This window comes from Coriobacteriaceae bacterium, assembly GCA_025992855.1.
In the GTDB taxonomy this organism is placed as follows: domain Bacteria; phylum Actinomycetota; class Coriobacteriia; order Coriobacteriales; family Coriobacteriaceae; genus Collinsella.
In genome coordinates this window covers 947,129-971,858 of sequence record DAJPGB010000001.1, presented here as the reverse complement: position 1 = coordinate 971,858, position 24,730 = coordinate 947,129, and the positions used below count along the sequence as shown (strand labels likewise).

16 protein-coding genes are annotated in these 24,730 nt (G+C 57.9%); 9 read left to right on the top strand and 7 right to left on the bottom strand.

Annotated elements, in window-relative coordinates; genetic code table 11:
- Positions 1–8 precede the first annotated feature (8 nt).
- On the top strand, positions 9–275 hold the full coding sequence (locus OIL88_04005; protein ID HJI71534.1) for a ribbon-helix-helix protein, CopG family: 267 nt from the start codon (positions 9–11) through the stop codon (positions 273–275).
- A gap of 142 nt (positions 276–417) precedes the next feature.
- On the opposite strand, the gene OIL88_04000 is transcribed toward OIL88_04005, so the two are convergent.
- Entirely contained in the window at positions 418–1,371 is a 954-nt protein-coding gene (locus OIL88_04000; protein ID HJI71533.1) for a tRNA-dihydrouridine synthase family protein, read from the bottom strand.
- Positions 1,372–1,950: 579 nt separating this feature from the next.
- On the opposite strand from OIL88_04000, the gene OIL88_03995 reads away from it, so the two are divergent.
- A complete protein-coding gene (locus OIL88_03995; GenBank protein HJI71532.1) occupies positions 1,951–3,003 on the top strand; it encodes a hypothetical protein in 1,053 nt (350 codons plus the stop codon).
- Positions 3,004–3,274: 271 nt separating this feature from the next.
- Here OIL88_03995 and OIL88_03990 read toward each other — a convergent pair whose 3' ends face one another.
- From OIL88_03990 to OIL88_03975, 4 genes are all read right to left on the bottom strand, one after another.
- Positions 3,275–6,529, bottom strand: a complete 3,255-nt coding sequence (locus OIL88_03990) for an ATP-binding cassette domain-containing protein (GenBank protein ID HJI71531.1) — start codon at positions 6,527–6,529, stop codon at positions 3,275–3,277.
- 254 nt (positions 6,530–6,783) lie between these two features.
- Positions 6,784–7,755 carry a TlpA family protein disulfide reductase gene (locus tag OIL88_03985; GenBank protein ID HJI71530.1) on the bottom strand — a complete coding sequence of 324 codons (972 nt, stop codon included), beginning with the start codon at positions 7,753–7,755 and terminating at the stop codon, positions 6,784–6,786.
- A gap of 29 nt (positions 7,756–7,784) precedes the next feature.
- The gene (locus OIL88_03980; protein ID HJI71529.1) at positions 7,785–8,687 is read right to left on the bottom strand and encodes a 4Fe-4S binding protein; all 903 of its coding nucleotides are present in this window, start codon (positions 8,685–8,687) and stop codon (positions 7,785–7,787) included.
- The gene (locus tag OIL88_03975) at positions 8,680–8,751 is read right to left on the bottom strand and encodes a CD1871A family CXXC motif-containing protein (protein HJI71528.1); all 72 of its coding nucleotides are present in this window, start codon (positions 8,749–8,751) and stop codon (positions 8,680–8,682) included. Before OIL88_03975 ends, OIL88_03980 begins: the two co-directional genes overlap by 8 nt.
- A gap of 147 nt (positions 8,752–8,898) precedes the next feature.
- Between OIL88_03975 and OIL88_03970 the strand changes: the two genes are divergently transcribed.
- The 4 genes from OIL88_03970 (at position 8,899) to OIL88_03955 (ending at position 16,334) form a co-directional block, all read left to right on the top strand.
- Entirely contained in the window at positions 8,899–9,591 is a 693-nt protein-coding gene (locus tag OIL88_03970; GenBank protein HJI71527.1) for a response regulator transcription factor, read from the top strand.
- Positions 9,588–10,739 carry an ATP-binding protein gene (locus OIL88_03965; GenBank protein ID HJI71526.1) on the top strand — a complete coding sequence of 384 codons (1,152 nt, stop codon included), beginning with the start codon at positions 9,588–9,590 and terminating at the stop codon, positions 10,737–10,739. Before OIL88_03970 ends, OIL88_03965 begins: the two co-directional genes overlap by 4 nt.
- Before the next feature lie 67 nt (positions 10,740–10,806).
- Positions 10,807–11,811 carry a LuxR C-terminal-related transcriptional regulator gene (locus OIL88_03960; protein HJI71525.1) on the top strand — a complete coding sequence of 335 codons (1,005 nt, stop codon included), beginning with the start codon at positions 10,807–10,809 and terminating at the stop codon, positions 11,809–11,811.
- A 155-nt stretch (positions 11,812–11,966) separates the two neighbouring features.
- The gene (locus OIL88_03955) at positions 11,967–16,334 is read left to right on the top strand and encodes a hypothetical protein (protein HJI71524.1); all 4,368 of its coding nucleotides are present in this window, start codon (positions 11,967–11,969) and stop codon (positions 16,332–16,334) included.
- Between the two features lie 111 nt (positions 16,335–16,445).
- Here the strand turns inward: OIL88_03955 and OIL88_03950 are convergent, their stop codons facing one another.
- Complete coding sequence (locus tag OIL88_03950) at positions 16,446–17,462, bottom strand: DUF5067 domain-containing protein (GenBank protein ID HJI71523.1); 1,017 nt, start codon at positions 17,460–17,462, stop codon at positions 16,446–16,448.
- 464 nt (positions 17,463–17,926) lie between these two features.
- Between OIL88_03950 and OIL88_03945 the strand changes: the two genes are divergently transcribed.
- Both OIL88_03945 and OIL88_03940 read left to right on the top strand, forming a co-directional pair.
- On the top strand, positions 17,927–19,924 hold the full coding sequence (locus tag OIL88_03945; protein ID HJI71522.1) for a toprim domain-containing protein: 1,998 nt from the start codon (positions 17,927–17,929) through the stop codon (positions 19,922–19,924).
- A 45-nt stretch (positions 19,925–19,969) separates the two neighbouring features.
- Positions 19,970–22,210, top strand: a complete 2,241-nt coding sequence (locus OIL88_03940) for a topoisomerase IV (protein ID HJI71521.1) — start codon at positions 19,970–19,972, stop codon at positions 22,208–22,210.
- 779 nt (positions 22,211–22,989) lie between these two features.
- On the opposite strand, the gene OIL88_03935 is transcribed toward OIL88_03940, so the two are convergent.
- Positions 22,990–23,520, bottom strand: a complete 531-nt coding sequence (locus OIL88_03935; protein ID HJI71520.1) for a flavodoxin family protein — start codon at positions 23,518–23,520, stop codon at positions 22,990–22,992.
- A 613-nt stretch (positions 23,521–24,133) separates the two neighbouring features.
- Between OIL88_03935 and OIL88_03930 the strand changes: the two genes are divergently transcribed.
- Positions 24,134–24,553 (top strand): YjdF family protein, encoded by a 420-nt coding sequence (locus OIL88_03930; GenBank protein HJI71519.1) that lies wholly within the window; start codon positions 24,134–24,136, stop codon positions 24,551–24,553.
- Positions 24,554–24,730 lie beyond the last annotated feature (177 nt).

Here is a 24,730-nt window from a genome sequence, read left to right as displayed (position 1 = left end):
GAGGCACAATGGATGCTAAGCAGCTCGAAAAGATGATGGGATTTGCCCCTGGAGAGCTTGAAAAAGCCGCAGAGGCGTACGAGAAAGATGAATGGCCGAAAGGTCGCACTATCAAGCTGGGAAGGCCGCCAATCTCTGATGAGCCGAGCGTTGTCTTATCGGCACGCGTTGGCGAATCGGTTCTTGAAGCGTTTGACGAAAAAGCAAAGCGCCATGGGCAAACACGCACGGAGCGACTCAGGGAGCTCATCATGCTCGATGCAATGATTGCCTAGTTACCCACCGAACCCAAACATGTACGCCAGCATCCAAAGTCGACATTTTTGGCATCTTTGGATGCTGGCGTACGGCTTTTTGCAACATAGTCATTGGACGTTCTTAAATGACTAGTCGTTAAAGAACGTCGCCAACGACCAACTAGCCGTGGAAGCGGGCTATGGGTGCAAGTGGCTGCTCGCGAAAGACGCGCTCGACGGCGGCGCGGTATTCGTCGACCTTTTTGGTCTTACGTACGAGCTTGTGAACGGTAGTGGGGTCGGCGAAAGCGCATTTGGCGTAGAACCACCACTCCTTCATGCGAAAGACCGCGTTGCCGCCAATCTCTTCTGCATATGCCGCAAACAGCGTGTCATGGAAACGCTGCAGCTCAGCATCCGTGGCAGCAGGACCGCCGTTGACCATACGAGCCAGAGCGGGGTTCGCGAGCAGGCCGCGCCCCAGCATCACATGGCGCGTAGCAGGATAGGCCTCCACCAGCGCTTCCATATCCTCAAGATCAAAAATGTCGCCGTTGTATGCCACCGGAAACGGTGCCCGCTCCAACGTCTCGCCATAAAACTCTTTGCGCGGCGAGCCCGTATAGCGGTCCTTTTGCACGCGCGGGTGCACAATCAGCTCTGCCAGCGGCATGCGGCAGTAAAGGTCGAGCACGCGCTCGTATTCGCCGTCGTCCTCGAGCCCCAACCTAGTCTTGACCGACACCGGCAGCGGAGAGCGTTCGCACACGTCGCTTAGAAACACCTCGAGCTCATCGAGATTGCGCAGGAAACCCGAGCCCTTGCCCTTAGCGACAACCGTTCCCGAAGGGCAACCCAGGTTGAGATTGACCTCCCGATAGCCCATGTCGGCGAGCACCTGCGCCGCCCACACAAACTCGTCCGCGTTCTTAGACATCAGCTGAGGCACTACGTTGAGCCCCTGGTTATTGGCAGGATCGATCTCCTTAAACGCCTTGCCGCCAAAGCGGTTTCCCACCCGTGGCGGCGGCAAGAACGGCGTGTAATAACAATCGAGTGCACCGAAGCACTCCGCATGCACGCGACGGAACACATGCCCGGTAATCCCCTCCATAGGGGCAAGCGAAAGAATCATCTACTCTTCTCTCATATCAACGGATGTGACAAAGGAACCGCCCCCTTGTTACATGCATTATGCCTTGTGCTCCAGATGATTCACAAGGCAGAGGCAGCAGCTTGACGATAATCACCCTTCCATCCGGCGCCTCACGCAACGAAGGTGAATGGTTTTCCGCGAAGTGAACGAGTGAAATCGGACCCTCGATGCATCGACACTTTTGGAAGGCCAATTCCTGCGGTTATATCACTAAAATCCTGCGGTTTTAGCGTCGAAAAACGTGGGTGCTTCAGGGGTCCAAATTAGGTCGTTCACTTCTCGGGAAACCATTCACCTTCGATTTGCTGTTTGTGGGCATCGGCAGCGGCTTCATGCTCCAAAAGACGACGTTCGCGATCAAACGATCACCAACAGCACGCTGTTGACCGCTATGTATGAACAACAGACGTCCTCCACTCATCTATACTCAAGAGCGTGTGCACATCGCCCCCGAAAAACGATGAGAGTCGAGGCCCCATGCAGCAGCTCACCGAACAAGAAAAGAAACGCATCCAGCGGTACTGCACATACCCCAAAATCGCAGCGATCGCACTCGTCATGTCGTTCGTAGCATGCCTGTTGATGTTGCCGCTCCAAATGGTCAACGATATCGCGTTCCACCAAAAGGAATTCCTACCCGCGGGCATATATACCGCCATCGCACTCACCGTAATCGAACTCGCCATCTTTTGCTATTGCGCTCTTGCGCCGCGCTTTGGAATGCAGGGCAAACAGTGGAAGGAGCTGCAGAGCAGGCTTGCGGTAGCCCAAACCAACAAAGACCGCTCCGCGGAGGTCGCCGGCGTGCTTGCCACGCAAGCTGCCGGCCGCCTGCTCAAGAACAGTGATAACGATCTCGCGCGCAACCTGAGCGGCGCCGCGGAGGTCGCCGGCGCCGTAGGGGCAGTCGCCACGGCGGCAGACGTGCTGGCCGAAACCTCGAGCAATGCCGAGGCCATGGCAAACGCATACGGCGTGACGATTCCAAGCGTCAAGAAGCAAATCATAGCTCTCGCGGTGGTGCCCGCCATTGTGCTGCTTGGCGTCTACATCCCGCAGTTTGTCCAGGGAAATAACGAACTTCAGGCAAGAAAGGCTGCAGCCGCCGAGCAGCTCGTCATCGCGCAAGATGCCTTGGAGCCCGTGTGCGAACGCGTCGCAGCAGACGACCCATACGAGTCGTATCACGACTACGGCTACCGCATTATCGGCTATCTGCGCGACAATGACCTTGGCGCTCAAGCTGCCTATGTCTACCTTTCTTTTGATGTAGACGGCACGCTCACGGACGTCGATTACGTCAGTCAGATCGACCCCGAGGCAAGCCTTGCAGACAACCTCGCCCGCGCCGAGCAGGATATCGCGACGCTCTGTGCCCCGCTCAATGGGCTGGACGTTTCCGTTGACACACCGGACCTGCTCACGCCATGCAGCCTGTCGGATGAATTTAAGCAGGCATTTTTAGCCGGCTCCCTATATGAAGAAATCAGCATCAAGACGGAGGGCGAATCCATCAGGTTGTACTACGCCTTTGACACCGAGCCCAAAGAAGAGTTCGACGAATACACCCATCCGGAAATTAGGCTCATGCTCTCTGCAAAGAAGAACTAAAGGCTTACGCTCTAATTGCCGCTCGCGAACATCGTCTATATCTCGAGGTCTAATACTTTTCCGAGAAGTGAACGACCGTTTTTGGACCCCCGAAGCATCGACATTTTCTGACGCCAAAACCGCAGGATTCAACAATCAAAACCGCAGGAAATTACATCTCAAAAGCGTCGATGCTTCGGGGGTCCATTTTGACTCGTTCACTTCTCGGAAAAGTATTAGACCTCGAATTCACAAGCCGCTCAATGTGACAAAGGGACCGTCCCTTGTCACATTATTCGGAGCGCAGGGCCTCAACGGGATCTTTTTTGGATGCGCTGCGGGCCGGCAGCAGGCCAGCGACAACCGTCAGCAGTACCGAAATTGCAATGAGCACCAGCGCATCCCGCACGGGCAGGCTCATCAGATTGGGGACCTGTTTGGCAGCAAGCGCCCAGGCATTAACCGGAAAGCTCACGGCCATCACAACGACAATGGCAAAGACGCCGGCGATGAGGCCCTCGATAAAGGTCTCGGCATTGAATACGTTGGCCACGTTGCGCTTCGACGCGCCAATCGCACGCAGGATGCCAATCTCCTTTTTGCGTTCCAGCACGCTGATGTAGGTGATGATGCCGATCATGATGGAGCTCACCACCAGGCTGATACTCACGAATGCGATGAGCACCAAGCTGATGGTGTTCACGATGTCGGTCACCGAGCCCATGATGATACCCATGTAGTCGGTGTACGAGATCGCCTGCTCATCGTGGCCGACGGCTTTGACCTGCTTGTTGTACGCATCGATGTGATCGAGCACACGCTCCTTAGCCTCAAAGTCACGCGGGAAAATCTTGACCGAGATGGGGTCTGCCTCGTCTGCATAGCCCAGCGTGGTCAGGTTGTTGTCGTAGGTGAGTTTCGATGCCTTCGCATAGCTCATCATGAGCGAGCTCAGGTCCTCGGCGTCCATGTTGAAATGGATAGCACGAGCAAAGGCACTCCCATCCACGTGCATGGCGCTCGCCAGGTTGGCAAAACTCGAAGACATCTGCGTCGCCATCTGTCCCATGAGCCCCGTCGCGCCTGCTTTAAGCTGGGACGATACCGTCGACGCTATCTGCTCGCTGATTGCCTTCATCACCTGATCCATAGCCTGCTGCAGATACGGAGCCAGCTGCTTTTGAACATAGTCGGTCATCGTCTGTTGCAGGCGCTCGGCCAGGGCATCGCCGCCGAGCGCTTTGAGCTGGGCCAGAATTTGCTGGGCTGCCGTATCACTCTCAAGATACGTCGAGAACGCGGCAGCGAGCTTTGACGCGTCCTTAAGATCTTCGGGTGTCAGTGCCTTAAACTGATCAGACTGCAAAAAGCCCTCAAACAGCTGGTTGGCTAGCGTTCCCACCTGCTGCATTTGCTCGGGCGTGAGTTCCAGACCGTCAAAGATACCCGAGAAATCTGGGGCTGGCGCTTTGGCCATGATGTCGCTGAAGTCGATGTCCTTCCCAACGCCCGAAAGGTCAATGTCCAGCCCGGACAAGTCAAGACCAGACAGGTCCATACCGCCGGCCGCACCCGAGAGCGCAGACGCATCGAACGAGAACGCGCTCTTCAGCGCCGCCTCATCCACGCTGAACATACTGCCCAGATCCACGCCTTGTTTGGCCTCGCCCTGCAGCTCATCGAAAGACTTGCCCGTAAAGACATCCGTCTCGGGGTGGGCGAGTTGCTCCTGCACAATCTGCGAATCGGCGGCGCGCTCCATAAGCTGGCGAGTCAGCGCATGCGTGTAGGCAATGCCCGGGGACAACGCGCTCGCGTTGGCCGTCTCGTTGGGTCGCACCACGCCCACAATGTGCACGTCGATACCGTCGGCAACCTTGGCGGACATAAAGTCGGCGTCGCCAGACATATCGGTCCACATGCCGGTCTCTTCGTTTTTGCGATACGCATCGGCCGGCAACAGCACCTTAAACGTCGTGGACAGCGCATCGTCGTAGGTAAAGTCGGTGCCGGTCTCGGGCGTTTCGACCCCACCGTCGGCCGCCATGGCGCTGTTAACCAGGTCATTGAGCTCATCAATATCCAGCGCACCGATGCTGTAGAGCGTGTAATCGCCCACCGTGCCACGGCTCGAAAGCACCATCACGGCTTCGTTGGCGGACGTAGGCCAATGGCCAGCGACGACATCGTACTGGCTGTCGAGCAGGCTCTGGTCGTCGATCATCTCGTTGAAGACCGTGGTTCCCATGGATTCCATGCTCACCGTTGCCGCCGAACTTGCGCCTCCGCTCATGGCCTCGGTCATAGCGTTGGGAACAAGCCGGACGGGCTTCTCGTCGCCCTTGCCGGCACGATAGACAACCGGCGATATACCGTAGCCGTACTGAATGGCGTTGACTTCTTTATCGATGCCGTCGCCACCGGCATCGAGCCATGCCTTAAAGCTCGTCATGTCGTTGGACTTAACGCTCGCAAACATATCCTTTACGGCCGTGACCACGGGAATCTTATCGGTTCCCTGAGCCTTGCCGTCGGTACCGTCGTCGGACGAATCCTCGCCGTTGGACGCCTCGTCATCTGTGGCCCCCTGTCCGCCCATCATGGACGACAGGTCGTAATCCTGCTTGGAAATGGTGAGCGGGTAGCTCGAGAGCGTATCCTCCTCGACCTTTTTGATGTAGCCGTTTACGCCGTTGGACAGCGCAAGAATCGCCGCGATGCCGATAATGCCAATCGACCCCGCAAAGGCCGTCATGGCCGTACGGCCCTTCTTGGTCATAAGGTTGCGGGCAGAAAGCCCCAGCGCCGTCACAAAGCTCATCGAGGTTTTGCGCGTAGGCTTTGCCTCGCGGCGCGTGGCGTCAGCGACATCGAAGGGGTCGGAATCGTCGGTGATCTTGCCGTCCGCCAGGTTGACGATGCGCGTGGCGTATTGGTACGCCAGCTCGGGATTGTGCGTGACCATGATAACCAGGCGGTCGCGCGCCACGTCCTTGAGCAGATCCATGACCTGTACGGATGTCGTTGAATCCAAAGCGCCGGTCGGCTCGTCTGCCAGCACGATCTCGGGATCGTTAATCAGGGCGCGGGCGATGGCCACGCGCTGCATCTGTCCGCCGGAAAGCTGGCTCGGACGTTTGTTAACGTGCTCGCCCAGGCCGACTTTCTCCAACGCCTCGCGCGCACGCTGGCGGCGCTCGGCATGCCCCACGCCCGTGAGCGTGAGCGCCAGCTCCACGTTTTCCAAAATGGTCTGATGCGGAATGAGGTTATAGCTCTGGAACACAAAGCCGATACGGTTGTTGCGATAGGCATCCCAATCGCGATCGTGAAAATCCTTGGTCGAAATACCGTCGATGAGCAGGTCGCCAGAATCGAAATGATCGAGCCCACCGATAACGTTGAGCATCGTAGTTTTGCCCGAGCCCGAGGGACCCAGAATGGCCACGAACTCGTTATCGCGAAAAGACAGGCTTACGCTGTCGAGCGCCACCTGCGTAAACGACTGCGTGACGTACCTTTTGCAAATACCTTTGAGCTCCAACATGGACGGCAACCTCCCCCACGCGGGCGCACTTGCCCGCTCTCCCCCGCCGTTCGTATTCGACGCGTTTGTCCTACTCTATCCCCATTTTTTGCCGGAGCCAGTGAGGAATGTAGGGAACCGCATCAAAAAACGAACGGGATGGCGCCCAAAAGAAGAGGCCCCAAGTGGGGCCTCTATATGGTGGAGATTATCTTGAAAGGCAGCGGACTACTCCGCACAGCGGCGCACGATCCTCGCCATGCTTTACGCGTTTTTTACTGCTCGCTATTCGCAATCGCCTGGTCGATAAGCTTGTCGAGTGCTGCGCGCTGCTCGGCGGAGCTGATGGCTCCCACGATTGGATCCCCTACGATGTTGCCATTCTGATCGATGACATACGTTGTCGGGAACGAGAACAGATTTGACGTAAACTTACCGGCCTCGCTATCCGACTTGAACCAGATGTTCTTATATGTCACGCCCTTCTTGCTCAGCACGTCCTTGGCATCTGCAATCTCGCCCTTGTTGCCATCGAGCGTAAAGGAATTGACGCCCACGACCTGGCCGCCCTTCTCGGCAAGCTCCTGATTCAGTTTCTCAAGATCGCCCAGCTCGCCCACGCACGGCTTGCAAGTAGTGAACCAGAAGTTCATGACGGTGACTTTGTTCTTAGAGAACAGCTCGTCGCTGCTCACGTCGTTGCCATCCAAGTCCTTGCCCGTAAAGCTGGGGAACTTCGTCGCCTCGCTCGAAGCATTGGCACCGGCCGTCATGCCAGCGGTCGAAGCGTCGACGCTCTCGCCTGCACTCGGCGTGCTTCCACAGCCGGGGAACTCCTTCTCCAGGCTCTCGAGCTTGTCCTCGATCTCCTTGATCTGCTGCGCACCGGCCTTGAGCGTCTTAAGCTCATCCGCCGTGAACTTATCCTTGGCGCCGTCGATGGTCTTGAGCAGAAAATCGCCGTAATTGCTGCCGTCCTCAATCATTGCCGAGTCTTTATTTGCCGCATTGAATACCTTTTCCCACAGCGCGTTATCACTCGAAAAGATCTCGTTCTCCTTCTGCATGAGCTTCGCATACAGCTCGGCGGCCTCGTCGGCATTGGCCGGCTTCTGCGCAGTGAGTTCTGCGATCTTAGGATCGGAGCTCGCAGATTCGCTCACATTGCCACCGGGCGCCGAACATGCCACAAGGCACAAGGCCAATACCGGCACCATAAACAGGGCCGCAATCTTAGAAAGCTTCATAGTCATTCCTCCGTTTTGTCGAAGCTTGTTTACTTTTTATCGGCGGTCAAGGGAAGCTTTTCCGCCGACACATCCAGGCCATAGCGATAGCTGATGGCATCGACGGAACAGGCCCCGATGCACTTTCCGCACCGGATGCATTCGGCATGATTGGGCGCCCGGACCACATCAACGTCCATCTGACAAACCCTTGAACACTTGCCGCACGAGACGCATTTGCACGCGTCGACCTGAATCCCCAACAAGGACACCTTATTCATGAGCGCATAGAATGCGCCGAGCGGGCAAATCCATTTGCAGAAGGGGCGATAGAACAAAACGCTCAGAACTACCACGGCAATGAGAACGGCAAGTTTCCAGGTAAAGAGCTGCCCCAGCGCAGATCGAATGCCGGCATTGGCAATGGCCAGCGGAATGGCGCCCTCGAGCACACCCTGTGGACAGATGTACTTGCAAAAGAACGGGTCGCCCATGCCCACGTCGTTAACCACCAAGACGGGCAGCAGCACCACAGCAAACAGCAGCACGACGTACTTGATGTACGTGAGCGGCTTAAGCTTTTTCGTGGAGAACTTTTTGCCGGGAATCTTATGAAGCAGCTCCTGCAGCCAGCCAAACGGGCACAGAAAGCCGCATACAAAGCGTCCCAGCAGCACGCCGAGCAAAATGAGCGTACCGGTGACGTAGTAAGAAAAGTTGAACTTGGATGAACCTACCACCGACTGGAACGACCCGATGGGGCACGCACCCGATGCCGCGGGGCACGAATAGCAATTAAGTCCAGGTACGCAGACTGTTTTTCCCGCGCCCTGATAGATGCCGCCTTTGGCAAAGTTTGGCAGGTGAATGTTGGTGACGAGCGTCGCCGCTGCCTGAATGAATCCGCGAAATCGGGCCAAAACATGCGACGCAGTGTTTTTTCTTTTATCCAATTCCGATACACTCCAAGCACAGCCTAATCGCTTTGGCCAGCACGGCATCCGCCTCGCCACGCATAACGCCAAAGCACACCATGGCAATTCCGACGATCAACAAAGCGACCTGTACCACGGGTTTTACCGCTTTGAACAACCTGACCACTCCTTTCGTTACGCGACCATTGGACCATATCGACTATAAAATCCGTGTTAAGCGCGATTTGGAATGTGCAAGGAGACTGTTATGCGTATTTTGATCGTCGAAGACGAGCGAGCACTGTGCGATGCAATCGCGCGCAGCTTGCGAAACTTGGCGTACAGCGTCGACTGCTGTCACGACGGACAGGAGGCGCTCGATCTACTGAATGTTGAGGCCTTCGACCTCGTGGTACTCGACCTCAACCTTCCCCGTATCGATGGCATGACCGTACTCAGGGAACTTAGGAAAACTGACTGCGAGACTAAGGTACTGATTCTGTCCGCACGTGGCGAAGTATCAGATAAAGTCGCCGGACTCGATGCCGGCGCCAACGATTACCTCACCAAGCCGTTTCATCTGGACGAGCTTGCGGCAAGGATTCGTAGCCTTACCCTCAGGCGCTTTACACAAAGCGACATCGTTTTAACCTGCGGAGAGCTCCGCTTTGACACCAAGGCGCGCATCGCCTCCGTGAACAGCGAGGCTTTATCTCTTACGCGCAAGGAAACGGGAATCTTGGAATACCTGATGCTTAATCAGGGGCGTCCGGTAAGTCAGGAGGAGCTTATCGAGCACGTTTGGGATAGCAGCGTAAACAGCTTTAGCAACGCAACCCGCGTTCACATCTCGTCACTCCGAAAAAAGTTGCGCAGCGCTTTGGGATACGACCCGATTCGCAATCGGATTGGAGAGGGCTACGTTATGGAGGATAGCGAATGAAAAGGCTTTCCCTGCAATGGCGCATAACGATTATGACGGCACTGCTCACGTGTGCAGCATGCGTGCTGACAAACTGCCTGGTCGGCTATACGGGCATGCGCTACATGGATGCCATCGGCAGTAACATCTCGGCCTTTAACGCAACCGGCGAAGATTCGCCCCAGGCGTTCGACCCAACGAAAGCGACCCCCGATGACAAGGTCACGATCGTCGTAAACGACGCACAAGAGTCTTTTGGCACGACAACCTGGTACATCACGGCTGGAGTCACACTCCTTGGCGGCGCGCTGGCATACTTTGCGAGCGGCCGTGCACTCAAGCCGCTACGGGCTTTTGCAGCCCAGGTTGAGCGTGTGCAGCCTGACAACCTAAGCGAAATCAGACTCAGTGAAGATGTGCCCACCGAGCTACAGCGATGCAGCGCCTCTTTCAACGACATGATCGCCCGTCTTGGCGAAGGGTTCTCTGCGCAGCGTCAGTTTACCGGCAACGCCGCACACGAGCTGCGCACCCCGCTCGCCCTTATGCAAGCACAGATTGAACTATTCATCTCCGAGCGCTCCGGTCTGCAACCCGAAACAGCCGAGCTGCTCGGCCTGCTACAAGAACAAACCGAGCGGATGTCGCGGATGACCAAGGTATTGCTCGAGATGAGTGAGCTCCGCAGCGTTCCTTGCGATGACGATGTGGAACTCGGTCCCCTGTCCGAAGAGGTCCTCACCGACCTTGCGCCACTTGCCGAAAATAAGGACGTAACCCTCGATTGCGCCGGAGACGCTTTGACAATCGGAAGTGATACGCTCCTCTATCGGCTGGTGTTTAATCTGGTCGAAAACGCCATCCGTTACAGCCGCTCCGGCTCGACTGTCAACGTCTCCATCAGCGGCAGCGACAGCCACGTGCTCCTGCGAGTCAAAGATGAGGGCCCGGGAATACCCAAGCAGTACCGAGAGAGCATCTTCCAGCCGTTCTTTCGTCTAGACAAATCCCGCAGCAGAGCATACGGCGGCGCAGGACTCGGGCTAGCGCTTGTTTGGGAGATTGCAGCGCTTCACGGTGGCACGGTAGAGGTCGAAACAAGTTCCGAGAACGGAACCACCATGCTCGTAAGCCTTCCAAAACGATCCGCAGCGTTAACCGAACAGTAAAACGAGAGGGGTCCCGAGCAACAGGAGTACAATTGCTGCATTGTTGCCACCTGATGGGAGATGGAAGATGGACTGCGATGGCTACCCGCGCATTCCCATGCCGTTGATGTGCACTGCCTTTGTGCCGGGGCAGATTGACGCTGCGGTTGCAAGCATTTCCGACCCCGATTCGCGCGCCATTGCCACGGCAGAAGCGCTGTACTTTCGCGGACAGGCCGCCCTTGCTGCCAAGACGGCGCGCCCCTATGTTGACGCCACCGATCCCGCACTGCGCTATTCCGCATGCTTTATCTGCGGATACGCCAGTCTATCGCTCAACCGCATCGCCGACGCCCGCCGGTGCCTTGCTGGCATCCTCGATACGCCACCTGATGAGGAATCGCCTGCCGTCCACGCCACGCATATCCTGTTCGCCTCGGCCGCGAGTGTCCTGTTGCACTTGCCTTCCCCGTATTCTGCCGAAGAGTTTTATCCACTTGCGGCGCATTTGCCCGAAGGCCTGCGCCTGTTCGCCAGCTACGTGATGGCGCATGCCCTGTACCTGCGCGGCGAATATGGCCGCAGTCTGGGCATGGCGGAAAATGCCCTGATCATGAAACAGGGAAGCTATCCCATCTCGGAGCTGTTCCTGCACCTGGCAGCTTCCATGGCATGCATGAGCCTCAAGGACATCGACGCCGCAAAAACGCACTTCGAAGCTGCTTGGAACATTGCGCGCCCCGACGGCCTTATCGAGCTCATTGGCGAGCACCATGGCCTTTTGCAGGGGCTTATCGAGGCATGCTTAAAATCGCAATACCCCGACGATTTCGCTCGCATCATCGAGATCACGTATCGATTCAGCTACGGTTGGCGGCGCATCCACAACCCCGATTCGGGCGAGGACGTGGCCGACGACCTAACGACCACGGAGTTTACCATGGCCATGCTCGCCTGCCGTGGGTGGACCAATGCCGAAATCGCTCGTCATATGGGTGTATCGCCGGGCACCGTTAAAAATCGACTGTCCAACGTGTATGCAAAGCTTGGCATCGGCACGCGCACCGAACTAGTCGCGCATATGCTGCGTTAGCGGCCAGACTGCCTAGCGCATCGAACGCGCTCCGGAACCCGGCGCTTCGCTCGCTCAAATTGGACATTTTGGCCCTCGGACGGCACTACCGTGACAGGATGCCTTCTCGCAAAATTGGATTATTTCCACCGATACCTGCGGGATGGGAGCCAAAGATGCTTGATCGCCGTTCGTTACTTGTTGCCGGAGCGTCCTCGCTGGCGAGCATTATGTTGCCGCGCGTGCCGGGAAGCGCAAACGCCTTCATATTGCCGTTCGCGCCCACCGAAGCCTATGCCGACGAAAAAGACCCCTTCAGGGTGCTCGTTCTCTCGCGCACCATGTTCGGTGTGGTCGTGGTCGATGTCGCCAACAAGAATACGCCCATCGCAGGTGCCAAGGTCACGCTCACATCGCGCTATGCCGTAGGCAAGCAGCTCGCCGCCACGACCGATGACGAAGGCACCGCCATCTTTGAGGTCGCGCCGCTTTCGGAAGGCTACGTGGACGAGGCAACGCTTCTCGACGCGTACGACTTTAACGGCGGCATCTCCATTAGCATGGCGGGCTACCGCGATGTCGAGATTCCCCTTGCGCGCATCCAAGGCGGCACCGCCATAACCGCACCTACGCGTCCACTCTCCGATGGCGAGCCGTACTTTCGCCAGCTCACGTTTGACGAATGGGACATCCAGTACGCTGAAGCCACGTTCATGGCACTGCCGAAGGACGATGCGGCAAACGAGCAGCCCGATACGCACGCTTTTACCGTGCAGGCCCATCTGCCGCAGGGCGGGCAGGCAACGTTGCATATCAATAAATTGATGCCCGCTGCGGGCAGCTCATCCGAAACCGTCACGCAGATTGGCCAAGTCAAGGCCAGCGCATCGGGCGCGGATAATCTGGCGACGTTCACACTCGAAGACAAGTTCCTCGATGCAGCGTCGAGCCTTCTGGAAGAAGGATGCAAGCTGCGCTTTGTCCTCGACTATCAGGGTAAAACCTACACGCTCTCATCCCCCATGGCCGTTGTTGCCGCGCCGGCGGCAAAGGCAGAATCGGGCTCGACCACTATCGTCCCCACTACCATGGACCAAGAGATCACTCCGTTTGATTTCCCCGCATCGTTTCCCGGCATTGGCGGCAACAAGTTCACCTGCTGGATGCCCTCGTTCCCCATTTTGTTCGATTTCTCGTTTGCCGGATACGTGTTGTTTGGCGGAGGATACAAACCGGTCGGCTACATGAACGATTCGGGCAATCCGGATCCGGAGTACTGGAAGAAATCGCCGCGCGAGTCGGGCGCCAAGCAGGCAAACCGCTATCTCGACGAGATGGAGGGGAAGTGGAATCAGTACAAAAGTATGAGTGCCGGTTCGGGCACCGATCCAAGAAACACCAAGCTCCTTCGTCACCATTGCACGCCGCTGTTCACGATGGATATCGCCACACAGCTGTACGGCTCGCTCGCCTACGATTGGGTGGGCAAAACCTGGGGTAACAACAACGACCCCGCATATGGCAATATTAAGGCCCTCTTCCAGGTAAGAACCGACCTCAATTGGACCGAGCAGTTTACCCTAGGACCGGTGCCGTTTTTCCTAAACGTCAACCCCTGGGTGCTGGCAAAACTGGCGCTCGCCGTGGGCGCCCACACGCACGGTAGCGGCGCGGCGTTTTTCAAAAACATATCGCTCGACTATTCAAACACCTCGGGCTCGTTCACCATCCAGATCGGGCTTGCCGTCACCTTTGGCGCCGGCGTTGCAGGCGTCGCTTCGTCCGCCGTGCGCGGCGCCGCATCCCTCACGCTGTTCATTGGGTACGAGAAGGCTGATGGACACCAGCTTCCGCGACTGCGCGTAGGTGCAGACGTCGATGTCGATGTGATACTCCAGTTCGTGATGTTCAAGTGGACCACCAAGGCTTGGTCGGGGTCGTGGCCCACACTCCTCGATTCGTGGAATATGTCGGTGAACAACGGCGACCAGTATGCACTCCAGCGCTCTGAGCTCGCATTGGGTGGAGATACGCCCTATACACTAGATGCCTGCTTCGGCTCAGCCGGCAACGCCGAGGCGGGCGGCGTTCCGCAATTTATCGCATCGGCCACCATTGTCACCAACGCCGAGCTGCTCGCGCGCGCCGAGGTTAAAGCCACTGCAAGGAATGTCGCGCCTACCGTACGCGATTGGGACCGGTCGGTCACGCGCATTGAGCTCGAGGCGGATGCAGAAAGCGACGACACGGGACAGATCGAGCATTTCGTCCACGCACTGATAGAGAACGACGAAAACGCCGCGCCGATGTATGAGTACACCTACATCGGTCAGGCAACGAACGCCGTTGCGGACCCCAACGCCAATTCTACCGGCGTGTCGGAGGACGAGCGTGGCGGCATCAAACCCTCGAGCGACAACGTGCTGTTTGCTGGCGTGCTCAGCGAAGCTCACATGAAGCTGGCAATGATTGCCGGCGTAGAATGCCCGTTCCGTATCGCCTCGGTGCGCTACGGCGACAATGGTCGCTCGCGCCTGGTGGTGCACACAAAGGCAAACGGCACGTGGTCCGCTCCCACGCCCGTGGACTTTCCCCTTGGGTTTGGCGAGAACGACGTGGAGCGCGACAGCGTATACGATTACGACTTCGACGTGGTGGAATATACGGACGGAAGAGGAAACCAGGACGCCTACGTGCTGCTGGTCTCGGGCGAGCGCCCCGCCGGCGACAACACCCATTTCGATACGGCGAGCACATCCGGCATACTGTCCGTTGTGCGCCTGCGCATAAGCAATAGCGAAGTTCGCGTGGTATCGCACACGTCGTGGCGCAGCATCTCGCGCGGCCGCCTGCAGGAGGACGGTTACCATTGTCTGCAGTGTCCACGCATCACGGTGGGCAAGACGCTTGTCGACGGGCGTCTGTCGGGCGCCTATCTCCACCGCCGCGGAACCACGGCAGAGAAGGCGCTCGGCAGCGAGGCCGAGGTTGCGCTGGAATGCTTTACCCTGTGGTCGGACGTTTCGGGCGACAGCCTGACGTTCCGCCAAGTTCTCCGCTTTCCGCAGGCACCGTCGAGCATCGAGCTCGGCGCGCCCGAGAATATCAACGGCAAAATGGTGGTGCCCGTTGCATACGAGACTGCAGGCGGTTGTGGCTGCGCATCGTACGCCGTGATCGGCCAGTCCATTGCGGGCTGGGGCGTTATGTCGCCAGATGCCACAGTACCCCACGCGGTGCCGTGGCCGCAGCACACGGGCTTTTTGGCAACCGTCAACGAGCAACTGCAGCATATTACTTGGACGCGAGGCGCATCGGCATTTGCAATGCAGCCCGTGGGTGCCGCAGGCTGTGGCCCTGCATCGTTTAGCGTAAGCAACAACGGCAGGTGCGTGCTCTATGTAGAGAACACCGATGGCAAGGTGGGACAAACCTACGACGAAGAAGGCAACCCGGTAGCAGTGATGGGCAAGCACTTCCGCATCTTCGCCAGCACCTTGGCAGGCGATCTGTTCACGGAGCCGTTCGTGATGTGCGAGCTGGACCATCCCGTCGATCAGATAACGACATTTTTGACGTCGGGGAGCATGCTCTCCGCGCTCGCCACGCACATTGTGAGCGCGGAGAAGAGCGAGGCAGAACTACACGGCATCGAAGTGCCCTTGGTGGCGTGTGCCACTCCGACGGGCGCGGTCGCTACCTCGGGCGCGGTGATGCCCGGAGCAGCAGGCGAATCCTTCATGGTCACGGTGCGAAACGACGGCAACACCTTGCTGACCGCCGGCACGACCGATCTGTACCGAGAGGGTTCCAGTCAGCCGTTCTCCAGCGCATCCATCGGATTCGACGCGAACGCACGCATGGCTTCGATCTACGATCCGGAGCTTGCCGAGGATGCTTCGGCCAACGACATGGCACACGTGAAGTACGCAGTCGAGACGCTGGGCACACGTTTTGCGACGCACCCGCTGGTTGCCGACAACGGCAACGCCGTGCTGGCACCGGGTTGCACGGCACAGTTCCGCATGAGCTTCGCCATCCCCGAGAGCTGGAGCGACGAAGTGGGCAAACGCGTAACGCTGTATGCGAAGGCGCGTGACCTGGTGGCACTCGATCCCATAACGCTCGAGGAAATTCGACCGGGCGCAAACTCAGCGCTGGGTGCCGTGCTGCACGAGCTTCACGTGTCCGATGCGGCATGCGAACGCTCGGAAGTGCAGGTCGGCGTATGCGACAGCGCGGATACGGCAGGACTTCACGACGCCCCGATGACGGTAGACGGCGATGGTGGCTCGAGTGGCGGCGGTACTGACGAGGGCGACGGCTCCGGCGGAAGCAGCTCCGACAGCGGCAAGGACCACGGCAATAACAAGCGCTCCGGAAAAGCGGGCGCGCTCGCTGGCACGGGCGATGTCAATGCTCCCCTTACGGCAGCCGCTGCAGCACTCGCCGCGCCAGGCGCCGGCCTCATCGCCTACAGCGCCCGCCGCACGGCGCTCGAAAAAGACACCGCCGATGAGGTCAATTCTGATAAGCCTCGCTAGCTCCTAGTTACTTTTGTGAGAGACGCCGACTCGGCTCATCGAACACCAAAAGGGCTGGCCTCGGGTACCCGAAGCCAGCCCTGAGTCGCCTGACATGGGAATCGCAGTCCGCTACTTGAGCTTCAGCGCCTCCATCATGGGCGCGGCAGCATCCCAGTCGATCTTCCAGCCGATCGACACACGGACGGTTTCACCCGTCGCGGGAGCCGTCGCAAACAGCGTATGGCCGTTGTCGGGACCGGTAAAGCGCAGCCACGTTATGCCGTTGTACTCGACCTGGTCGGTTGTTGTCTCCTTGCCTTCGTAGACCTGCTCTAGGCTTGCAACCTCTTCCTCCGGCGAGCGCGGGAAGATGCTGATGTTCAGGCGTCCTCCAGTCTCGTCGTGGAAGAAGTTTGCCTTTTCGCGCTCTTCGTCGGACGAATCCAGCGTGTACCCATCGGCGGCCTCGATGCTGTACGATGCGCAGTCGATGCCCGTTAAATCTGCCTTCTCGCCAGAATCGGCCACGCCGCCGGCCGCCTTGAACTCCTTGGTCTCGCAGTCCGTGGTGTCAAAGTGCATGGCCTCGTGGTTCTTAGCGGGGGCGTAAGCGTCTACGAACTCGACAGTGATGGGCCCGTAGTACGCCGTCTTGGGCGCCCAGAAATATACGTACTCAACGGTCTCACCCGGACCGATGTCTGGCCTCTCGGAAAGGTCAATTCCCTTGTGCAGATCATCGGGGGCCTCGCTTGCAACGTAGTCGAGCACAGCCGCCTTGCCGGAAGTAAACAACGGGTCGCCTGCCTCAAAATCGCCCTGGGCAGCATGCACGTTAAAGGAACTGAACGTCCTGTTCTTTGTGTTGTTGTTGGTGATCTTGATGTGCAGGTAAAAGCCGTCCTGTAGCTTGGCATCGCCACGATAGAACGTACCGTGAGCCACCGACTCATAGGTAATGCCTGCCACCTCGACCGTCTGCGACTCATAGGCCTTGGCCTTCTTGGACTTCTCCTGCACAGGTGCGCTCCCGCCCGAGCCACTCGGCGCATTACCGCCGCAGCCAGCAAGCGTACACGCCAACACAGCCGAAAGAGCCACGGTGGGAATTCCTAACAGCAGCTTCTTCGTCATGGGCTTCATCATCCTCACCGCTCCTTTCACTTGCAGCTCATCCGTTGCCCGAGGCCTTCGTCGTCCCGTGGCATCGGCTTCCACAATGAGCGTATGACGAAACACGGCGCCGGCGAAGTGACCCGTGGCCCAAATGACGACCCACCAGCGTTCCTTATGGGCCAAAAGAACTCGCACATGCACGCCCCCGGCCCATAAAACGAGACGTCTGTCCCAATGTTCGATTCGATCCAACAATCCGCACGACACGTTTTCGACAACGTATCCAACCGCAAACGCAGCAAGACACATTCGGCCGTCTTCAAACTTACTCGGACAGAGCCGACTCGGTTTTGTCCGAGTAAACGAATCTCCATCGAACTCCGAACGATTGTTCGATGGATTTCGTGTTGGGTGGAATCGTCTGTGGGCTGGGCTATGCTACCTTGACTATCTATATGACTTAAACGCAGCAAAGGAGCACCGAGAGAGCGAGTATGGCAAAAAACACCGCAAACTATGGTAACGACAGTATCCGCCAGCTCAAGGACGAGGAGCGCGTACGCCTGCGCCCCGCCGTCATCTTTGGCTCGGACGGACTCGACGGCTGCGCGCATGCCGCCTTCGAGATCCTGTCCAACGCCGTTGACGAGGCGCGCCAGGGCTACGGCAAGCTCATCACCCTTACCGCCTTTCGCGATGGTTCCATTCAGGTAGAGGACAACGGCCGCGGCTGCCCGCTCGACTGGAACCCCTCCGAGAAGCGCTTTAACTGGGAACTCGTCTTTTGCGAGCTCTACGCCGGCGGCAAATACAATAACAACCAGGGCGGCGACTACGACTTCTCGCTCGGTACCAACGGCCTGGGCTCGTGCGCGACCCAGTACGCCTCCGAGTACATGGACGTCACGGTTTGGCGCGATGGCAACAAGTACTCCCTGCACTTTAAGAAGGGCAAGGTCGTCGGCGCCAAAAAGAAGGCACTCGAGATTGAGCCCAGCGACGAGGACCGTACCGGCACCACCATCAAGTGGCGCCCCGATCTTGAGGTCTTTACCTCCATCAGCATCCCCCACGATTGGTATCGCGAAACCATGCGCCGCCAGGCCGTGGTCAACGCCAACGTGACCTTCCGCCTGCGCATCGAGGGCGACGACGGCGAATTTACCGAAGAGGACTTTTGCTATCCCAAGGGCATCGAAGACTACGTGCTCGAGAAGGTCGGTACCGACTACCTCACCGAGCCCTTCTTTATCGAGGCCGACCGTCGCGGTCGCGATCGCGAGGACCTGCCCGACTACAACGTCAAGATTACCGCGTGCATGTGCTTCTCGCGCACCTTCATGATGCAGGAGTACTACCACAACTCGTCATGGCTCGAGAACGGCGGCTCGCCCGAGAAGGCGGCCCGTAGCGCTCTGACCAGCGCCATCGATGCCTACATTAAGCAACAGGGCAAATACAACAAAAACGAGAGCGGCATTAAGTGGCAGGACGTCCAGGACTGTCTGGTGCTGGTGACCAACTGCTTCTCAACCCAGACGTCCTACGAGAACCAGACTAAGAAGGCCATCAACAACCGCTTTATCCAGCAGGCTATGACGGCCTTCTTTAAGGAGCGCCTCTCGACTTACCTGATCGAGAACAAAGACGCTGCCAACAAGATCATGGAGCAGGTGCTCATCAACAAGCGTTCGCGCGAGAACGCCGAGAAGACACGCCAGAGCATCAAAACCAACCTGCAGCAGAAGACCGACATGGCCAACCGCGTGCAGAAGTTCATCGACTGCCGCTCCAAAGATAAGAACCGTCGCGAGATCTACATCGTAGAGGGCGACTCGGCAGCAGGCGCCATCCGCACGTCGCGCGATGCCGAGTTCCAGGGCGTTATGCCCGTCCGCGGCAAGATCCTCAACTGCCTGAAGGAGGATTATCCGCGTATCTTTAAGTCCGACATCATCATGGACCTCATGCGCGTGCTGGGCTGCGGCGTGGAGATCAAAGACAAGCGCATCAAGAACCTTGGCGCCTTTGACCTGGACAACCTCAACTGGAACAAGGTCATTATCTGTACGGACGCCGACGTCGACGGTTACCACATCCGCACGCTTGTGCTCACCATGCTCTATCGCCTGGTGCCCACGCTCATCGACGAGGGTTACGTGTATATCGCCGAGTCGCCGCTCTACGAGATCAATTGCAAAGAAAAGACCTACTTTGCCTACACCGAGCTCGAAAAGAACGGCATCCTTATGGAGATCGGCGACCAGAAGTGCTCCATCAACCGCTCCAAGGGTCTTGGTGAGAACGATCCGGACATGATGTGGCTCACCACCATGAACCCCGAGACGCGTCGTCTGATCAAGGTGGAGCCCGAGGACGTCACCAAGATGGAAACCATGTTCAACCTGTTGCTGGGCAACGACGAGGCGGGCCGCAAGCGCCATATCTCGGAGCACGGCAAGGAATACCTGGACCAGTTGGACCTGCAGTAGCAGCAAATCGATAACGACGGCCCTTAAGAAGTTCAAGAGGAAATCGTGGCAAAGAAGAAGACGAAGAACCAGCCAAAGAAAAAGCAGGTCAACGCCGAGAACGTCATCGGCCTGCACTCCGAGGTCACCGACCAGCCGATCACGCAGACACTCGAGGTCAACTACATGCCCTACGCCATGAGCGTCAACGTCTCGCGTGCGTTCCCCGAGATCGACGGCTTTAAGCCCTCGCACCGCAAGCTGCTCTACACCATGTACAAGATGGGTCTGCTCAAGGGCGAGCGCCAGAAGAGCGCCAACATCGTGGGCCAGACCATGAAGCTCAATCCGCACGGCGACGCCGCGATCTACGAGACGATGGTGCGTCTGGCCACCGGCAACGAGGCACTGCTCGCCCCCTTCGTGGAGTCGAAGGGCAACTTTGGCAAGTACTATTCGGGCGACCTGAGCTACGCCGCCTCGCGTTATACCGAGGCCAAGCTCTCCCCCATCAGCGCCGAGATCTTTAAGGACATCGACAAGGACCCGGTCGACTTCGTTGACAGCTACGACGGCGCCATGAAGGAGCCGCGCCTGCTGCCCACCACGTTCCCCAATATTCTGGTTTCGGCCAACAAAGGCATCGGCGTCGCCATGGCGTCCGACATCTGCGGTTTCAACCTCAACGAGGTCTGCACCGCCACCATGCATTACCTGCAGGATCCCGACTGCGACCTGCTCGAGTACATGCCCATGCCCGACTTCTCGACCGGCGGCGAGATTATCTACCGCCGCGAGGAGATGGAGAAGATCATCGAGACCGGCCTTGGCAGCTTCCAGATTCGCTCCCGCTGGCGTTGGATCCCCGAAGAGCGCATCATCGAGGTCTATGAGATCCCCTACACCACCAAGACCGATGTCATCATCGAACGCATCGTCAAGCTCTCCAAAGAGGGCAAGGTCAAGGAGATCGCTGATATCCGCGACGAGACCGACCTCTCGGGCTTGCGCATCGCCATCGACCTTAAGCGCGGCGTCGACCCCGACAAGCTCATGGCCAAGCTCTATCGCTCGACCACACTGCAGGATTCGTTCTCGTGCAACTTCAACGTGCTCGTCGACGGCTATCCCCGTGTTATGGGCGTGCGCCAGATTCTGCACGAGTGGGTCAAATGGCGTATTGAGTCCACGCGTCGCCGCATTAACTTTGACCTGGGCAAAAAGTCCGAGCGCCTGCACCTGCTGCACGGCCTCGAGGCAATCTTGCTCGACATCGACAAGGCCATCGCCATCATCCGTGGCACCAAGCTCGAGGCCGAGGTCGTGCCCAACCTTATGAAGGGTTTCGACATCGACGAGACCCAGGCCGAGTTTGTTGCCGAGCTCAAGCTCCGCAACATCAACGAGGAGTACATCCTCAACCGCACCAAGGACATCGCTAAGCTCGAGGGTGAGATTGCCGAGCTTGAGGAGATCCTCTCCAGCGAGGAGAACATCAAGAAGGTCATCAGCGACGAGCTGGCCGCGGTCAACAAGAAATATGTGATGCCGCGTCGCACGGGCAGGATCGAGCCCCATGAGGTTATCGAGGTAAGCTTGGAGCCCGAGGTCGAGGAGTACCCGGTGACCATCATGCTCTCGCGCGATGGCTACCTTAAGAAGATGACGGACCGCGTGCTCAAGAAGGCGACCACGCTCAAGTACAAGGACGGCGACAAACCCTTTATCGAGTTCCCGTCCTCCAACACCCACGAGCTGCTGGTCTTTACCAACAAGAGCCAGGTGTACAAATGCAAGGTTGCGGCGTTTGAGGACACCAAGTCGGCCCAGCTGGGCTCGTACCTGCCGACCGATCTTGAGATGGAACCCGACGAGAGCGTCATCTGGGTCATCGACCCCGAGGACTATAAGGCCGACGTGCTGTTTGTCTTTGAGAACGGCCGAGTGGTGCGTGTCGCACTTTCTGGATACGTCACCAAGACCAACCGCAAGCGCCTCAAGAACGCCATCTACGGCGGCAGCAAGCTGCTGTATGCCCAGGTGCTCAAGGAAGACCGCGACATCGCACTGGTCTCGAGCGACTATCGTTTGATGAACTTCAACACGTCGTTGCTCAAGACCAAGACGACTACCAACACGCAGGGCGTCCAGGCCTTTACCGCCAAGAAGGGCCGCTCGGTCACCACCGTCGGCACAACCGAAGAGATCCTTGGCGCCGGCGTCTCGGCCGAGAAGTTCACCGCGCAGAGCCTCCCCTCAGCCGGTGCCCTCATGAAAGAAAACGACATGCCGAGTTTGTTTGATTAGGACGACGGCAGAACCGCCATAGTTTTACAAAGCAGCGGGGCCCGGAGCGCAGCAATATCGCGCCCCGGGCCCCGCTCGTTGCGGAGGTCATCCTCGGAAATGTCGACGATACGGGGGCTTCCCGCACCGTCCTAAGCCGTTAGCAAAACTCGCAAAAGTTAGCAAAAGTTGCAAAAATTAGCAAAACTTGCAAAGGAGCCACCATGGAGTACAGCAAATGGCTCCGCCATGCCAGGCATGCTCGAAGATATTATCGAGCGAACCAAAGAAGCGGCAGATAGCTACCTTTCACAGTCTCACGCGCGCATGAACGGCGTTCAAATTGGTCCAGTGGGCATCGATTGGACATATGTTCAAGAAGCCCAGGGCAACTGGCGCACGTGCATGAATGGCATCTTCAGGCAACTCGAGAAGCATGGCATCGGGCTTCTCTCGAAACGACCTATCGGGAGCTTTCCGATAAAGACATTGAGTTTTTGCTCGCGATGCTGCCCGATTCTGGCCCCAGCAGGGTCTCGGAGATAGCCAAACGCATGGGCGTTGCCAGCAACTATGCAAGCCAATATAAACGCCGTCTCCTCGAGGACGGCGTCATCGGGGAACGTGGACGTGGCCTCGTTGGCTTTGACATCCCCGCGTTCAGGGAGTTCCTGAGCGAGAAAGTCTCCTAGCACGCGGAGATTGTCCACAAGGGCAACGGTGCATGGCAATCAACGATTCACCCGGCAAGGACGGCAAGTACTTCCAATAACGCTGATTGCCATGCGTTCTTCTTGTTCTTAGGCGAGCTTGCGAGCGAGCTCTCGAACCTCTTCCAACTTGGGCGAGGATGCCATGCTGTCGCGCTCGGTCATACCGCTGATGGTGACAATGCCCAGGTCCTCCCACTTGCAGTACGCGCAGGTCGACTTGTACATAGCGATCGCCGCATCATAGACGCCCTCGCTGTGGCTATCGAGCAAAAAGGCCGTCTTGGTGAACGGGAAGCCCGTAGCACCGAAGGCGTACAGGCGGTCGATGGCGGCCTTCTCCTGCGCGGTGATATCGAACCAGTAGATAGGCGAGGCGAAGACGACCATATCTGCGTCTTTCAGCGACTCAATCACGTTGGCCATGTCATCCTTCTGCACGCAAGTGCCCTCGTGGGCGAAGCAATACTGACACCCCAGGCAACCAGCGATTTTCTTGCCGGCAACGCGGATGACCTCGACCGTATGGCCGGCCTCGCGCGCGGTCTCGGCAAACGCCTCGACCATGGTGTCGGTATTGGCGCCCCTGCGCGGGCTACCACTCAATACAACGATATTCATAGAAATCTCCCTCCCTTATGCCGCAGGCGCGCGGCACACATTTTGTTGTAACCAAAACGGATGGAGCTATTCAGTCGTCTGCAGGCCACATCTCTTGTTCGTGTTCTCTAGACAAGGCGCAAACGGTGCTGCACCCCCCTGTCGCGCTATATCCCTACGCAGTGTTCAGAACCCCTGCTCACCGAGCAGCACCGCGCGAGGTCCAGCACGAGTACGCCTTCCCGGGTACAGGTCTCATGCCCTATGCGGGAGATGAGGACCTTCGGGAACACGTCCCCGATGGGCAGAAGCGACGCGAGCTCCCCCTCAAGCATCAAGTTGATGCTCATATCGCCTCTCACATACGCTCTCCTTCCCGGTTTCGAAACTCGAATTGATTTAAAGTTTCGAAACCGGGAAGGCAATATACAAAAGGATGTGTCGAGGAACGAATCCCAGCCACGTCATGTCGGCAGCGATGAAGGGCGCATCCGCGCGTGCTACAATGCGGGCATCAGAGATGAAAACACAGTCCCCGTCGGGTAGTCGTGGGCGTGCGGGAGTCCGCATCAGTAACCTGCCTCCTTGGTTGTCCCTTCTCTGCATGGTCATCTACATAAAGGAGGAACCAGCCATGCAGATCAGCGTGTCGTCCACCCTGACCGTATATCACGACGGTCAATTCTGGGTCGGGCTGGCGGAGCACGTCGAGGGCGGAAGGTATGGCGTCGCCCGCATCGTCTTCGGCGCGGAGCCGTCCGATGAGGAGATCCTGCGATTCGCTACAAGCGAATGGGAGAAGCTCTCGTTCTTCGGCGACAAGGCCACTGAAACAAACAAGCCCGCGAAGAACCCCAAGCGGCGCGCCCGTGAGGCGGCGAAAACCCTTAAGCGGCCCGCGATGAGCACCAAGGCGCAGCAGGCGCTCGCAGCACAGAGAGAAGCGATGAAACAGGAGTCAGCTCATGCAAGAAGCCGACGCCGCGCGGAAGAGGCTGATGCGCGCTTCGAGCAGCGAAAGCTGAAGCGCAAGCAGAAGCATCGTGGGCATTGATTGCCATTTGCAGCAAGGCAAACCATATACAGCAGCGGCGCCAGTTCCACTTGAAGCCGACACCGCGTAGACGCTGATGGTGACGGCTATGCACGGGCACGGGCGCGCCACCGCACTTCACAGCTTGTTTCTCAAGTATTTAGGACGCACACGCGGCGTTCAAAAATGCGGAGCGAC